At 62.2% G+C, this 13,518-nt stretch carries 17 protein-coding genes; 12 read left to right on the forward strand and 5 right to left on the reverse strand.

Features of this window, described 5'->3' with window-relative positions; genetic code table 11:
* Nucleotide 1: 1 nt before the first annotated feature.
* The gene (gene gap, locus AC07E3_RS03255) at nt 2–1,009 is read right to left on the reverse strand and encodes a type I glyceraldehyde-3-phosphate dehydrogenase (protein WP_322340276.1); all 1,008 of its coding nucleotides are present in this window, start codon (nt 1,007–1,009) and stop codon (nt 2–4) included.
* Nucleotides 1,010–1,145: 136 nt separating this feature from the next.
* Nucleotides 1,146–3,140, reverse strand: a complete 1,995-nt coding sequence (gene tkt / locus AC07E3_RS03260) for a transketolase (RefSeq protein ID WP_478360287.1) — start codon at nt 3,138–3,140, stop codon at nt 1,146–1,148.
* Nucleotides 3,141–3,584: 444 nt separating this feature from the next.
* Between tkt and AC07E3_RS03265 the strand changes: the two genes are divergently transcribed.
* The 10 genes from AC07E3_RS03265 (at nt 3,585) to leuC (ending at nt 10,736) form a co-directional block, all read left to right on the forward strand.
* Complete coding sequence (locus AC07E3_RS03265; protein ID WP_007008306.1) at nt 3,585–3,857, forward strand: DUF4164 domain-containing protein; 273 nt, start codon at nt 3,585–3,587, stop codon at nt 3,855–3,857.
* 8 nt (nt 3,858–3,865) lie between these two features.
* Nucleotides 3,866–4,228 (forward strand): cell division protein ZapA, encoded by a 363-nt coding sequence (locus AC07E3_RS03270; RefSeq protein ID WP_478360288.1) that lies wholly within the window; start codon nt 3,866–3,868, stop codon nt 4,226–4,228.
* Nucleotides 4,229–4,278: 50 nt separating this feature from the next.
* Nucleotides 4,279–4,842 (forward strand): ribosome maturation factor RimM, encoded by a 564-nt coding sequence (gene rimM / locus AC07E3_RS03275; RefSeq protein ID WP_336069832.1) that lies wholly within the window; start codon nt 4,279–4,281, stop codon nt 4,840–4,842.
* Nucleotides 4,839–5,540 carry a tRNA (guanosine(37)-N1)-methyltransferase TrmD gene (gene trmD / locus AC07E3_RS03280; protein ID WP_478360289.1) on the forward strand — a complete coding sequence of 234 codons (702 nt, stop codon included), beginning with the start codon at nt 4,839–4,841 and terminating at the stop codon, nt 5,538–5,540. The genes rimM and trmD overlap by 4 nt, the downstream gene beginning before the upstream one ends.
* The gene (locus AC07E3_RS03285; RefSeq protein ID WP_336069836.1) at nt 5,537–5,890 is read left to right on the forward strand and encodes a DUF4260 domain-containing protein; all 354 of its coding nucleotides are present in this window, start codon (nt 5,537–5,539) and stop codon (nt 5,888–5,890) included. The genes trmD and AC07E3_RS03285 overlap by 4 nt, the downstream gene beginning before the upstream one ends.
* Before the next feature lie 211 nt (nt 5,891–6,101).
* Entirely contained in the window at nt 6,102–6,626 is a 525-nt protein-coding gene (gene rplS / locus AC07E3_RS03290) for a 50S ribosomal protein L19 (RefSeq protein WP_065817109.1), read from the forward strand.
* Nucleotides 6,627–6,798: 172 nt separating this feature from the next.
* Nucleotides 6,799–7,608, forward strand: a complete 810-nt coding sequence (locus AC07E3_RS03295) for a transporter substrate-binding domain-containing protein (RefSeq protein WP_336069839.1) — start codon at nt 6,799–6,801, stop codon at nt 7,606–7,608.
* Between the two features lie 62 nt (nt 7,609–7,670).
* The gene (locus AC07E3_RS03300) at nt 7,671–8,492 is read left to right on the forward strand and encodes an amino acid ABC transporter permease (RefSeq protein WP_336069842.1); all 822 of its coding nucleotides are present in this window, start codon (nt 7,671–7,673) and stop codon (nt 8,490–8,492) included.
* Between the two features lie 45 nt (nt 8,493–8,537).
* Entirely contained in the window at nt 8,538–9,059 is a 522-nt protein-coding gene (locus AC07E3_RS03305; protein WP_478360290.1) for an MgtC/SapB family protein, read from the forward strand.
* Nucleotides 9,060–9,320: 261 nt separating this feature from the next.
* Nucleotides 9,321–10,736: a 3-isopropylmalate dehydratase large subunit gene (leuC, locus tag AC07E3_RS03310; RefSeq protein ID WP_478360291.1), complete on the forward strand. Its 1,416-nt coding sequence runs from the start codon at nt 9,321–9,323 to the stop codon at nt 10,734–10,736.
* Between the two features lie 4 nt (nt 10,737–10,740).
* On the opposite strand, the gene AC07E3_RS03315 is transcribed toward leuC, so the two are convergent.
* Nucleotides 10,741–11,352, reverse strand: a complete 612-nt coding sequence (locus AC07E3_RS03315; protein ID WP_478360292.1) for a hypothetical protein — start codon at nt 11,350–11,352, stop codon at nt 10,741–10,743.
* An 83-nt stretch (nt 11,353–11,435) separates the two neighbouring features.
* Between AC07E3_RS03315 and AC07E3_RS03320 the strand changes: the two genes are divergently transcribed.
* Both AC07E3_RS03320 and AC07E3_RS03325 read left to right on the forward strand, forming a co-directional pair.
* The gene (locus AC07E3_RS03320) at nt 11,436–11,981 is read left to right on the forward strand and encodes a DUF2975 domain-containing protein (RefSeq protein ID WP_065816933.1); all 546 of its coding nucleotides are present in this window, start codon (nt 11,436–11,438) and stop codon (nt 11,979–11,981) included.
* A 5-nt stretch (nt 11,982–11,986) separates the two neighbouring features.
* Complete coding sequence (locus AC07E3_RS03325) at nt 11,987–12,205, forward strand: helix-turn-helix domain-containing protein (protein WP_336069853.1); 219 nt, start codon at nt 11,987–11,989, stop codon at nt 12,203–12,205.
* A 46-nt stretch (nt 12,206–12,251) separates the two neighbouring features.
* Here AC07E3_RS03325 and AC07E3_RS03330 read toward each other — a convergent pair whose 3' ends face one another.
* On the reverse strand, nt 12,252–13,088 hold the full coding sequence (locus AC07E3_RS03330; protein WP_478360293.1) for a COG3904 family protein: 837 nt from the start codon (nt 13,086–13,088) through the stop codon (nt 12,252–12,254).
* A 9-nt stretch (nt 13,089–13,097) separates the two neighbouring features.
* Nucleotides 13,098–13,463: a hypothetical protein gene (locus AC07E3_RS03335; protein ID WP_336069855.1), complete on the reverse strand. Its 366-nt coding sequence runs from the start codon at nt 13,461–13,463 to the stop codon at nt 13,098–13,100.
* Nucleotides 13,464–13,518 lie beyond the last annotated feature (55 nt).

Here is a 13,518-nt window from a genome sequence, read left to right on the forward strand (position 1 = left end):
GTCAGATGGTCTTGCCGAAGGCCACGGCCGTGTCGGCCATGCGGTTGGAGAAGCCCCATTCATTGTCGTACCAGGACATGACGCGAACCAGGTCACCTTCGATCACCTTGGTCTGGTCGAGCGCGAAGGTGGAGGAGGCGGGGTTGTGGTTCAGGTCGATGGAGACAAGCGGCTCGTTGGTATAGGCGAGGATACCCTTCAGGCCGCCATCGGCGGCGGCGACGAGCGCCTGGTTGACCTCTTCTACCGTAACCTTCTTCTTCGGCACGAACTTGAAGTCGATGACCGAAACATTCGGGGTCGGAACGCGAATGGAAACGCCGTCCAGCTTGCCGTTAAGCTCCGGCAGGACAAGGCCGACAGCCTTGGCGGCGCCCGTCGAGGTCGGGATCATGGACATCGCAGCGGCGCGGGCGCGATAGAGATCCTTGTGCATCGTATCGAGCGTCGGCTGGTCGCCCGTATAGGCGTGAACCGTGGTCATGAAGCCTTTTTCGATGCCGAAGGCATCGTTCAGGACCTTGGCCACCGGCGCCAGGCAGTTGGTGGTGCAGGAGGCATTGGAGACCACGCGGTGCTCGCTGGAGAGCTTGTCGTGGTTGACACCATAGACAACCGTCAGGTCGGCGCCGGAAGCCGGAGCCGAAACCAGCACGCGCTTGGCGCCGGCGTCGAGATGCAGCGATGCCTTATCCTTGGCGGTGAAGATGCCGGTGCATTCCATCACGATGTCGACACCCAGCTCGCCCCACGGCAGCTTGGAGGGATCGCGTTCTGCAAAAACCTTGAAGGAATCGGAGCCGATGCTGATCGTGTCGCCGTCGACCTTCACCTCGGATGGGAAGCGGCCATGCACGCTGTCATAGCGCAGAAGGTGGGCATTGGTCTCGACTGGGCCGAGATCGTTGATCGCGACGATGTCGATGTCCTTGCGGCCCGACTCGTAGATCGCGCGTACGACATTGCGGCCGATGCGGCCAAATCCGTTGATGGCAACTTTGACGGTCATGAACTTCCTCCGGAGAGTGGGTGGCCGTGCGCAGGCACGGAAGGAGACGCCGCTTCATAGCGGCGTCTGCGTCGAGAATCCAGATGGCGGGGCAGGCATTCGCCCGCCCCAAACCGTAACAGGGCCACTATCGGGCTCAACCGAGCTCTGCCAGCCGCTTTTGCGCGGCGCTGGCTGCTGCTTCGGCGGTGATGCCAAAATGCTTGTAGAGCTCAGGCGCTGGCGCGCTGGCACCGAAGCCGGTCATGCCGATGAAGATTCCGTCGGAACCGATGATCGCGTCCCAACCCTGGCGTATGCCGGCTTCGATGGCCACCTTTACGGGGGCGTTGCCGATCACTGCCTTGCGGTAGTCGTCGCTCTGCTGCTCGAACAGTTCGAAGCAGGGCACCGAAACGACACGGGCCGGATGGCCGGCGGCATCGAGAAGGGCCTTGGCAGCCATTGCGACTTCCACCTCCGAGCCGGTGGCAAAGAGCGTCACCCTGGCGTCGTCGTCGGAACCGGCGAGCTCATAGGCACCACGGGCGCAGAGATTGTCAGCTTCATGGCTGGTGCGTACCGGTGCAAGGTTCTGGCGCGAAAGGGCAAGCGTGGACGGTGCCTTGCGGCTTTCGATCGCCACCTGCCAGCATTCTGCCGTTTCGATTGCATCCGCCGGGCGGAACACGAGATGGTTGGGGATTGCACGCAGCGCGGCCAGATGTTCCACCGGCTGGTGGGTCGGGCCGTCCTCGCCGAGGCCGATGGAATCATGCGTCATCACGAAGATGGAGCGGATCTGCATCAGCGAGGCGAGGCGCATCGCCGGGCGGGCGTAGTCCGAGAAGGTCAGGAAGGTGCCGCCATAGGGGATGATGCCGCCATGCAGCGTCATGCCGTTCATGGCGGCGGCCATGCCGTGCTCGCGGATGCCGTAGTGGATATAGCGGCCGGAGAAGTCCTCGGCGCTGATCGGGCCGGTCTGGCTCGTCTTGGTGTTGTTGGAGCCGGTCAGGTCCGCCGAGCCGCCGATGGTTTCCGGCAGGGCCGCGTTGATTGCCTCGAGCGCCATCTCCGATGCCTTGCGGCTTGCAACCTTTGGCGGTTCGGCGGCCAGCTTTTCCTTGTATTCGAGCATGGCCGCGGAGAAGGTCTCCGGCAGGTCGCCGCGCATGCGGCGCTCGAACTCGCCCCGCGTTTCCGCGTCGGCGGCCGCAAGGCGATCTTCCCAGGCCTTGCGCTCCTTGGCCGAGTGCAGGCCGGCCAGGCGCCAGTCGTCGAGAATGTCGGAAGGAACGGCGAAGGGTTCGGCATCCCAGCCCAGCGCCTTGCGTGCACCGGCGATTTCTTCCGCACCGAGCGGGGAGCCGTGCACCTTTGCAGTGCCGGATTTGGTCGGTGCGCCGAAGCCGATGGTGGTGCGGCAGGCGATCAGGGTCGGGCGGTCCGAACCCTTCGCGGATTCGATGGCGCCGGCAATGGCATCCGGATCATGTCCGTCGATGCGCATCGTGTTCCAGCCGGAGGCCTCGAAGCGCGCGCACTGGTCGGTGGAGTCTGTCAGCGAGGTGGAGCCGTCGATGGAGATCTGGTTGTCGTCGAACAGGACGATCAGCTTGTTGAGTTTCAGATGCCCGGCAAGCGTCAGCGCTTCCTGGCTGATGCCCTCCATCAGGCAGCCGTCGCCAGCCAGCACATAGGTGTAGTGATCCACCAGGTCGTCGCCGTAGCGGGCGTTCAGGATGCGCTCGGCGATCGCCATGCCCACGGAATTGGCAAGACCCTGGCCAAGCGGGCCGGTGGTCGTCTCGATGCCGGCCGCATGGCCAAATTCCGGGTGCCCGGCCGTGCGCGAGCCGAGCTGGCGGAAGTTCTTGATCTCGTCGATCGTGATGTCTTCGTAGCCGAGCAGGTAGAGCAGCGAATAAAGCAGCATCGACCCATGGCCGGCTGAAAGAACGAACCGGTCGCGGTCGGCCCAGTCCGGGTTCTTCGGGTCGTGCTTCATGAAGCGGGTGAAAAGCACGGTGGCGATGTCTGCCGCACCCATGGGCAGGCCGGGATGGCCCGATTTGGCCTTCTCGACCGCATCCATGGAAAGGAAGCGGATCGCATTGGCCATCCGGTCGTGTTTGTCGCGTGAGATCATGATTGCTCGCTGGTCCGCTTTAGGCAGTTGTCGGGCAGACTGCAGGGGCAGTCCCGGCCCTTTGGAAAAAGCAGGCGACACATAGCAGTTGCGGCCTTGAAGTCAACAAAGGTGCGGTTTGCGGGCGTTTGCCTGCCGTTGGGGAAGGAAGATTTTGTATCAACCCTGTTACAGCATTTTGGGGGATTAGCCGACGTGTTTTGTTGACGGAACCTTCACACGGCGCCTAATCTTTTCGGCGTAACTGGTTAGTAAGGCCAGCGATTCGCAACCGAGGCTTCGCGAAACCTGTAGTGCGTTTGCCTGTCGGCACATGCCTGGGTGCATCACTGGGCGGATGAGAGTAAGCAAGATTGCCTGTGTCAAAACATTTTCGGAGTTCGCATGCCTGCGCCGCTTTGGTGGCTGGCGCGTTCCGGGGATGCTCGACTGGGGTTGGCGGCCATGAGTGGTGAAAGCACGCTCAAGGAGGTGATCGAGCGTCTGAACAAGGCGCTGTCCTCGCTTGAGGATGCCGTTGAGGCGCGTATTGAGCGGGATCGCGCGTTTGCCGATTCCGACGCCGAACTGCAGCGCATGAATGCAGACCGCGCGCGCCTCGCTCAGGAGATCGACAAGTCCGAAGCACGGGCCCAGCGTCTTGAAGAGGTGAACCGCGAGGTCTCGCGGCGTTTGGTCACGGCCATGGAGACCATCCGTGCCGTGCTGGATCGGTAGGGCGGGCGATGGCACAGGTTACAGTCACGATCGACGGCAAGTCCTATCGCATGGCCTGCGACGAGGGGCAGGAAGAGCATCTTGTCAGTCTGGCGCAGCGTTTCGACCGTTATATCACCCATTTAAAAGATTCTTTCGGTGAGATCGGCGACCACCGGCTGGCGGTTATGGCCGGGATCATGGTGATGGATGAGCTTTCGGAGCTGCAGAAGCGGATGCGCACCATGGAGGGTGAGGTCGCGACGCTTCGCAAGACGCGCGACGATGCCCTGAATCAGTCCGGCAAGAATGACGCCGCCGTGACCGGCGCGCTGAACGATCTTGCCACACGCATGGAAAGTCTGGCCGGAAAGCTTGCCGGAAAGCCGTAAAACGGCGCATAAGCCTGTTTTCCCGAACCGCGCAGTGGCAAATCAGGCAGATGAGCAGACAGAAAAACAGCGATACCCGCATCCAGCTTGCCGTTATCGGCGCGGCGCAGGGCCTGCGTGGCGAGGTTCGCGTCAAGGCTTTCACCGGCGATCCCCTGGCGATCGGCGACTACGGTCCGCTGACCACCGAGGATGGGCGCAAACTGACCGTTCTCAATGTACGACCCGCAAAGAACGTGGTTGTGGCGCGCTTTGCCGAGGTGGGTGACCGCAACGCCGCCGAGGCGCTGAACGGGACCGCATTGTTCATTGAGCGTGATGCGCTGCCGGATGATCTCGGGGAAGAGGAATTCTACCATGCCGACCTGATCGGTCTTGCCGTTGTCGACGGCGAGGGAGAGCGGGTTGGCAGGGTGCGGGCGCTGCACAATTTCGGCGGTGGCGACATTCTCGAGGTCGGGTTGGCCGAAGGCGGCTCGGCAATGGTTCCCTTCACCCGAGCCGCCGTGCCGCATGTGCGCGTTTCAAAAGGCGAAGTGGAGATCGACCGCGTAGCGGCCGGTCTCGTCGAAGACGACGACCCCGACATGCCGCGCGAAGGAGATGTCTCGTGACGTTTCACGCGACGATCCTCACGCTCTACCCTGAAATGTTTCCCGGCTCGCTCGATCTGTCGCTGGCCGGCAGGGCGCGCGAGGCTGGAACATGGTCGCTGGAAACCGTCCAGATCCGCGATTTCGCCACGACGAAACATCGCAATGTGGATGATACGCCCGCCGGCGGCGGTGCGGGTATGGTCATGCGCGCCGACGTGCTGGCGCGCGCCATCGACCATGCCGCGCCGGCTGACGATCCACGTCCGCGCCTCTTGATGAGCCCGCGCGGAAAGCCGCTCGACCAGCAGCGTGTGCGCGAACTGGCAGCCGGGCCGGGCGCGGTGATCCTGTGCGGCCGGTTCGAAGGGGTGGACCAGCGCGTCATCGAGGCGCGCGGCCTCGAAGAGGTCTCCATCGGCGACTATGTGCTTTCCGGCGGCGAGCCGGCGGCCCTCGTGCTCCTCGATGCGGTGATCCGCCTTCTGCCCGGCGTGATGGGCAACGATGCCTCGGGCGAGGACGAGAGCTTTGAAGGCGGGCTTCTGGAACATCCGCAATACACCCGCCCCCAGCTTTTCGAAGAAAGGCCCATTCCCGACATTCTCCTGTCGGGCAATCATGCGAAGATTGCCGCATGGCGACGGGCCGAGGCGGAAAAGCTGACGCGCGAGCGCCGGCCGGATCTCTGGTCGGTCTACAAGGACAGAGAAGAGTGAAACGGTTTCTGCAGGTTGAAAACGCGTTTCTGGCGCTTGTCGTGATGGTGCTCTACGGGGCTTCGGGCGGCGACTGGTGGCTGTTTGCGCTCCTGATCCTTGCGCCTGACCTGTCCATGCTCGGCTATCTCGCAGGACCGCGCATCGGCGCCTGGTGTTATAATGCCGTCCATAGCTGGATTGCGCCGGTAGTGTTCTATCTTGTCGGTCTCTGGCTGGATGTGCTGCTGGTGCAGCAGCTTGCCCTCATTCTTGCTGCCCATATCGGCATAGACAGGGCGCTCGGCTACGGGCTAAAGCATGAAAGCGGGTTCAGGGACACGCATATGGGACGGATCGGTTCAGACTGATTTCGGACGCCAGAATCGCTCTCTCATGTTGATTCCGGTTGGAATGTCGTGTATGTGCGCCGCACGTAAACGGCCAAGGCCGGTTTGGATCTAACCAAAGAACACGTGAATTCGCTCCTGTTCCTCCGCGTGGAGGGCACTCTTCAGGCGGTCTTGAACTGCCCTTGGGATGAGCGCTCTGACGGTTCGTGAAGAACAAAAGGACACAGAGATGGACATTATCCGTCAGCTCGAGGCCGAGCAGGCCGAGAAGATCGCTGCACAGCGTCAGCTTCCCGAATTCCAGCCCGGCGACACGGTTCGCGTTCTGGTGCGCATCACCGAAGGCACGCGCACCCGTGTGCAGGCCTATGAAGGCGTCTGCATCGCCCGTTCCGGTTCCGGCTTCCAGGAAAACTTCACCGTTCGCAAGATTTCCTATGGCGAAGGCGTCGAGCGCGTGTTCCCGGTCTACTCTCCGCTCGTCGAGGGCGTCGAGGTGGTCCGCCGTGGTAAGGTTCGCCGCGCGAAGCTCTATTACCTGCGCGATCGTCGCGGTAAGTCGGCCCGCATCACCGAGAACACCAGCGTGCGCGCACGCCGCCTGAACGACGCCGTCCGTCAGGCCGCAGCCGAAGAGAAGGCCCGCATCGAGGCCGAGAAGGTTGCCGCTGCTGAGGCGCTCGCGGCCGAAAAGGCTGCTGAAGAGGCTGCCAAGGCGCAGGAAGCTGCAGCCGCCGAGAACAACGCCGAATAGTCAGATTCGGCATCAAAATTATTCGAAAGGCGCGCTTCGGTGCGCCTTTTTGCATTTGATGGCTCCGCTGCCGCGGTTTTGAAGCCGTCTTGGCTCTTTTACTCCAAAACGCTCTGCTTTAAGGAGAACCAATCACCCGGCCGAGCATCGGTCCGCCACAGGGAGATTGGTCATGACGTTGCGTACGTCTCTTCTGGCTGCGTCCTTCGCAGCCACTGCATTCATGTTCTCAGGATTGTCGACTGCCGCCGCCGAAGACCTGCCCGATCTTCAGGGCCGAGAAGTGGTTGTGGTAACGGAAAACGCCTACCCGCCGCTCCAGTTCATCGACCCCACCTCGGGTGAGCAGGTCGGCTGGGAATATGATGCGGTGAACGAGATCGCCAAGCGGCTCAACGCCAGGGTGACCTATCAGAACACGAGCTGGGATGCGATGATCCAGTCTGTCGCCGACGGTCAGTACGATATGGGCATGACCGGCATCACCATCCGCGACGACCGCAAGGAAAAGGTGGATTTCTCCGATCCCTATATGCGTTCGGAGATGTTCATGCTCGTGCGCAGCGACGAGACGAACTTCACCGATGCGGAGAGCTTCGCTGCCTATGAGGATGGTCTGATGGGCGCGCAGCCCGGTACCTCACCCTTCTACACCGCCGTTTATGAGGTGCTCGACGGCGACGAAGCCAATCCGCGCATCAAGTTGTTCGAGACCTTCGGTGCTTCCGTGCAGGCGCTGCGTGCGGGCGATGTCGACGTGGTGCTGACTGACAGCACGGGTGGACAGGGCTATGTGGACGCTTCCAATGGTGCGCTCAAAATGCTCGGTGAGCCGCTGGGCTCGGAGGACTTCGGCTTCATATTCGCCAAGGGTTCCGATCTCGTCGCGCCCGTCAACGCGGCCATCGCCTCCATGAAGGCGGACGGCACGCTCGATGCGCTCAACACGAAGTGGTTTCTCGAATACAAAAGGGGCGAGTAAGACGTGGCTGATCCGCGTTTTGCCGGTCTGACCGGCCGCCCGCCGAGAAGCGTTTAGTGCCGATGGCGGTGTCAGGTTCCAGACCCGCCACCAAGCGCGATTTCCCCTGGTGGCTCACTGCCGCCGGGGCCATCGCCCTCGGTGTCGCAGTCCTCATTGCCACCAGCGATCTCTACGCGCAGGTTTTCACGATTGTCTCAAGGGGCATCGGCATCACCGTTTTTGTCACGGTTGTCGGGTTTGCGCTGGCCACGGCAGTCGGTCTTGGCATCGCTCTGATGAGCCTTTCCGGGTCGCTGGCACTCCGGCAGATCGCCCGCTTCTATGTCGAGATCATTCGCGGCGTGCCCGTCCTCGTGCTCCTGTTCTGGATCGCCTTTGCCGGGGTTCCGATTGTGGTGACGGGCTGGAATGCGGTGACCGCGTCTCTGCAGGAAGCCGGCATTCTGGGTGAGCTCAGGGTGCGGGACATCTCGCTTCTGTGGCGGGCCATCATCGCGCTCAGCATCGGCTATTCGGCTTTCATCGCCGAGGTGTTCCGTGCCGGCATCCAGTCGGTGGACGAGGGGCAGGTGGAAGCAGCCAAGGCGCTCGGGCTTTCGCGCTTCCAGCGTTTCCGCCTTATTATTCTGCCGCAGGCGATCCGCACCATCCTGCCGCCGCTCGGCAATGATTTCGTGGCCATGGTCAAGGATTCATCCCTCGTCTCGGTGCTGGGCGTTGCCGACATCACCCAGATGGGCAAGATCTATGCGTCGGGCTCGTTCCGCTTTTTTGAGACCTATTCCATCGTTGCCTATATCTATCTCATTCTGACGGTTGGCCTCTCGCTCGCGCTCCGCGCGCTTGAGCAGCGCATGCGCAGGAGCCAGGCCCAGCGTTAGATCCGAGTGCCGGGAACCTTGGCGGTCCGGGTGCATTCATCTCGCATGGATGCCTTGATCGCCGAATTCGCACCCGCAACCACGCTGCCATGGCAGGTCATCGCAGTGCGGCTTGCGGTTGCGGCCCTGCTTGGCGGCATTCTGGGTTTCGAGCGTGAGCTGGCCGACAGGCCGGCCGGCCTGCGTACCCATATGCTTGTGTGTCTGGCTTCTGCTGTGTTCGCGGTGATTGCGCTTGAGATCGTGGCCATGCCGGTGTTCAGCGACGATCAGGTACGGGCCGATCCAATCCGCCTTGTCGAGGCAATTACGGCTGGGGTCGCTTTTCTTGCCGCCGGTTTCATTATTTTCAAACGGGGCGAGGTTCGAGGTTTGACCACCGGCGCTGGTATGTGGCTGGCGGCGGCAACGGGTCTTGCCGCTGGACTTGGCCTGTGGACCATCGCCGGGCTTGCCTGTTTTCTGGGCGCGCTGGTTCTGGCGCTTATGCGGCGTCTCGAAACGCAGCTCGATCTCAAGCCGCCGAAAAACCACGGCGGAGGGCAGGCCAGCTCTCGGGACGGATAGATTGCCGATCCCGTGAAAGGCTGGTATTAGCCGTGTCATGGAAGCACTATTTGGAAACCCGGCCTATAAGGGCTTTGTTCTGCAGGACGTCAAGCGCCTGCCGAGCCGCTTTTTTGCGCGGGTTTCCGGCTCGCTTCTGAGCCGACTGCCTTAGGCGGACACGCCAACCGGCTCGGCATTCCCTCGCGATCTACCGGGAATGCAACGAGACACAAGATTAGCCGGCCAGCCTTCCATTTCGCTCCGCTAGGGATGAACAAAATGACCAAAGCACGCACGCTCTACGACAAGATTTTCGACGACCATCTGGTCGATCAACAGGACGATGGCACCTGCCTGCTCTATATCGACCGCCACCTGGTGCATGAGGTGACGAGCCCGCAGGCCTTTGAAGGCCTGCGCATGGCCAGCCGCAATGTGCGCCATCCGGAAAAGACACTCGCCGTGGTCGATCACAATGTGCCGACCTCGCCTGACCGCAAGTTCGGGATCAAAAATCCCGAAAGCCGCATTCAGGTCGATGCGCTGGCAAAGAACGCAGCCGACTTCGGCATCGAGTATTATGACGCCAATGACGAGCGTCAGGGCATTGTGCACATTGTCGGCCCCGAACAGGGCTTCACCCTCCCGGGCATGACCATCGTCTGCGGCGACAGCCACACTTCCACCCATGGTGCCTTCGGTGCGTTGGCGCACGGCATCGGCACGTCCGAGGTCGAGCATGTGCTCGCCACGCAGACGCTGATCCAGCGCCGCGCGAAGAACATGCTGATCGAGGTTGACGGCGCACTGCCCGCGGGCGTGACTGCGAAAGACATCATCCTCGCCATCATCGGCGAGATCGGCACGGCCGGTGGCACCGGTCACGTCATGGAATATGCGGGTGAGGCGATCCGAGCGCTTTCCATGGAAGGCCGCATGACCGTCTGCAACATGTCGATCGAAGGTGGCGCCCGCGCCGGCCTCATCGCGCCGGACGAGACCACCTATGCCTATATCAAGGATCGCCCGCGCGCGCCGAAAGGCAAGGCATGGGACATGGCGCTCGCCTACTGGGATTCCCTGCGCACCGACGAAGGGGCCGAGTTCGACCGTGTCGTCAAGCTCGACGCCGCCAATCTGCCGCCCATCGTCACCTGGGGTTCCTCGCCCGAGGATGTCGTTTCCGTCACCGGTGTCGTGCCGAACCCGGATGAGATCACCGAGGAGACCAAGCGCCTCTCCAAGAAGCGCGCGCTTGAATATATGGGTCTCACTCCGGGGACGAAGATCACCGACATTGCCGTCGACCGTGTCTTCATCGGCTCCTGCACCAATGGCCGCATCGAGGATCTGCGCGAAGCTGCGAAGATCGCCGAGGGCCAGAAGGTCAAGGACGGTCTGAATGCCATGATCGTGCCGGGCTCAGGCCTCGTGAAGGCGCAGGCCGAGGCCGAAGGCCTCGACAGGATCTTCAAGGCTGCCGGTTTCGACTGGCGCGAACCCGGCTGCTCCATGTGCCTTGCCATGAACGACGACCGCCTGAAGCCGGGTGAGCGCTGCGCCTCCACCTCGAACCGCAACTTCGAGGGCCGTCAGGGTTTCAAGGGACGCACGCATCTCGTTTCGCCGGCTATGGCCGCAGCGGCGGCCATAGCCGGGCATTTCGTCGATATCCGCGAGTGGCCCAGGGGCTGATCGTCTATTTCGCCTCGCTGCAGGCGGGAACCTCTGCAGCGGGCAGGCCGGCCTTTGCAAAGATGTCGGCCAGTCTGATTTCTCCCGTCAGCGGGAAGAAGCGGCCATCGGCTTCGGTTCGCATGTAACTGCGCACCGAAGCCGTTTTCATATCCAGCGCACCCCGTCTGCAGCCGCCGGTGATCGAGACGCTGATTGAGCCCTTTCCATCGGTCGCATTTGCTGCGCGCGCGTTCCGTGCCTTTGCCTGCGTGTCGCGGAAGCGCTGCATGTCCGGTGCGGCGATCGCGGCGGTGAGAACATGTTCATCGGCCTTCACCGATTGAGCCAGTCCGGCGGCTGGCGTGGCATTCGTGATCGCCAGCACGAAGTGTTCGTCGAACGCCCTGCGTCGATCTTCACTTTCGAGGGTCATGCGCAGCAAAACATCGCCCCGCTTCAGATGCAGGTTCCTGTCTGCCTTTACAGCTATCGCAATCTCTTTCGGATCGGCGTCGAGCGGGTCGAAACGCGACAGTTCATAGAGCGTGCGGGGATTGCCCGAAACACAGGCGGAAAGCGCGAGCGCACAGGCAGCGCCGATGACGGCCCTGGCGATAAATTTCTCGAAAAACATTCAGATCACCCTTTTCATTGAGAACGATTCGAGATAAATAATTATCGTAATACATTAATTAATGCAATCCGAAGGAGAATAGAATGCATGATGTAGCGCGCCTGCGGCGGCTCAGCCGCCTGATGCAGGCTATTGTGCTGGTTTGTGGAGCTTTCATCGCGGCAGGCGCGGTCTGGTTCTTCGCAGCATCGCTGTCCGATCCCGGACTCTTTGAAACGCTGGTTCGGGACAATCTGTCTCTTTCCGGACCGCTTGCTTTCACCTCGTCCGCGATCGGTGTTACGGCAGCGTTGATTGCGGTTCAGTTTGGCCTGCTGTTCACCGCGCTCTACTGCGTGTGGCGCATGTTCGGCGCCTTTGCGGCAGAGGAGCCGCTCTCAGGCGAATCCGCCCACTGGCTGCGTCACGCCAGCGCTGCTTTTGTCGCCGTGGCGGCAGGCAGTATCGTGCTTCGTATGCTGATGATCCTGGCGCTCACCATGGGCAATCCAGCGGGTCAGAAGATGCTCGCCATCGGGATTGGAAGCGCGGAGATGCTCTCGGTTCTCATCGCCTGCATCATGTATATGACCGGGCGGCTCATGGCGCTTGCGGCAGAGGTGCGCGCCGAACAGCGCGATTTCGTGTGAACGCCATGCCGATCGTGGTCAATCTCGATGTGATGCTGGCGCGCCGCAAGATGCGTTCCAAGGAACTCGCCGAGCAGATCGGCATCACCGAGCAGAATGTATCGCTTCTCAAATCCGGCAAGGTCCGGGGTGTCCGTTTCGAAACGCTGGAAAAGATCTGCCAGGCGCTCGACTGCCAGCCGGGAGACATACTGGAGTATCAGGCGGAAACGGATGAGCAATGAGGAAACGGAGCCGTGGCGCTCCCCCGGGTCCGTCCAGGGGCTGACCCTAGTGGCCCCGGGCGTGTCCCGGCCGTCCGGTTGTCAGCCGATACGCCCTCATTTGCGCAGGCGTGAGACGATATAGCGTGCGCGGCGGTGTATCGAGCGCGTGGAGCCACAGGGCGGGATCGACCCCCATTTCATCCAGATGGCGCGAAATGCGCGCGGTCACCAGCTGGGCGTCCGAAAGAGCCTGCTGTGGGTCGGAGAGGCTGCCGGGACTATAGAACTGGTGAAGGGCGATGGTCGCACCGGGTTCCACGTGGCGTTCCCTGCCTCCGGCCAGCACCAGCGGGCATGAAGATGCGCAGGCCGCGCTCGCCTCGACACTGGTCGAAAGTCCGCGCTGGCGGATCAGCCGGGCCATGGCCATGGCCTCGTTCAGAGAGCCGCCGGGAGAATCGAGTGTGATGGTGGTGATCGGCGAAGCCGAACTTTCAAGCGCATCACGCAGGCGACCGGCGCTCCCAGGCTGAATCATCCCCTTCAGCGCAAGAACTCCGGCGCGGCTTGTCGTCATAGACAGGCTGTGGGCCTTGGGCGCCGGCCGCGAAACCTCTTCTGCGCCGTCTGTTGGCTGTCGCCAGAGCGGATGCGCGTCCGTGAGACTGTTGTCGCGTGGCAGCAATTGAGCCGCATGTTCAAGCGTTCTGTGCAGGCCCGTCTGCAAGCCGCCGTGCCTGTCGGCGAGCTCGCGCAGTTCCATGCCGGCCACAACCGCCGTGCCGATGACGGCGCCGAACAGCGCGGCACGCAACACGGAGCCATCGAGCGCTGCAGCGGGCCGGAAAACGCGCCGGCTCGCAAAAGCCCGATCCGCAGTTGTCGCCAGTTGATGGTCCATCGATCGCTGCTAGTCGCAGGGCGCCGTCAGCACGGGCAGTTCGCCCTCAGAGAGGCCATACATGTAGCCGCGGCCCTTCACCAGAACGCCGGCGCTGCATGGTGCAGAGCGGCGCAGATAGAGCTTGCCGTGGCGGCGTTCCAGATAGGCCGTCTCACGCGGTGCCTCGATGCCGAGCGCACGGTAGTCATCGGCAAGATGCCCCTTGCCGACCATGATGCGCTTGAAGCCGGCGCGGCTGTGGATCACCAGGTTTCCATAGGCATCCGCATAGACACGGGCGTTGCCTGCATCATGAAAGCCGCCGGCCAGTGCCGGGGCGGTCGCTGCTGCGGCCGCAAGAGCCGCTGCCACGAAAAGAGATCGGAAAGGCATGCACCATCGCTCCTTGAATCTTCGTGGCCCCCTCAGGCTTCATACATTAAGCTTT

This window comes from Nitratireductor lacus (assembly GCF_056431025.1).

Coding starts and splice junctions, on each gene's coding strand:
- AC07E3_RS03305 (WP_478360290.1), top strand. CDS start 8,538: ATGGATGCCTTGATCGCCGAATTCGCACCCGCAACCACGCTGCCATGG.
- AC07E3_RS03335 (WP_336069855.1), bottom strand. CDS start 13,463: ATGCCTTTCCGATCTCTTTTCGTGGCAGCGGCTCTTGCGGCCGCAGCA.
- AC07E3_RS03300 (WP_336069842.1), top strand. CDS start 7,671: ATGGCGGTGTCAGGTTCCAGACCCGCCACCAAGCGCGATTTCCCCTGG.
- rimM (WP_336069832.1), top strand. CDS start 4,279: ATGAGCAGACAGAAAAACAGCGATACCCGCATCCAGCTTGCCGTTATC.
- AC07E3_RS03330 (WP_478360293.1), bottom strand. CDS start 13,088: ATGGACCATCAACTGGCGACAACTGCGGATCGGGCTTTTGCGAGCCGG.
- AC07E3_RS03270 (WP_478360288.1), top strand. CDS start 3,866: ATGGCACAGGTTACAGTCACGATCGACGGCAAGTCCTATCGCATGGCC.
- leuC (WP_478360291.1), top strand. CDS start 9,321: ATGACCAAAGCACGCACGCTCTACGACAAGATTTTCGACGACCATCTG.
- AC07E3_RS03315 (WP_478360292.1), bottom strand. CDS start 11,352: ATGTTTTTCGAGAAATTTATCGCCAGGGCCGTCATCGGCGCTGCCTGT.
- rplS (WP_065817109.1), top strand. CDS start 6,102: ATGGACATTATCCGTCAGCTCGAGGCCGAGCAGGCCGAGAAGATCGCT.
- AC07E3_RS03295 (WP_336069839.1), top strand. CDS start 6,799: ATGACGTTGCGTACGTCTCTTCTGGCTGCGTCCTTCGCAGCCACTGCA.
- tkt (WP_478360287.1), bottom strand. CDS start 3,140: ATGATCTCACGCGACAAACACGACCGGATGGCCAATGCGATCCGCTTC.
- gap (WP_322340276.1), bottom strand. CDS start 1,009: ATGACCGTCAAAGTTGCCATCAACGGATTTGGCCGCATCGGCCGCAAT.
- AC07E3_RS03320 (WP_065816933.1), top strand. CDS start 11,436: ATGCATGATGTAGCGCGCCTGCGGCGGCTCAGCCGCCTGATGCAGGCT.
- AC07E3_RS03325 (WP_336069853.1), top strand. CDS start 11,987: ATGCCGATCGTGGTCAATCTCGATGTGATGCTGGCGCGCCGCAAGATG.
- AC07E3_RS03265 (WP_007008306.1), top strand. CDS start 3,585: ATGAGTGGTGAAAGCACGCTCAAGGAGGTGATCGAGCGTCTGAACAAG.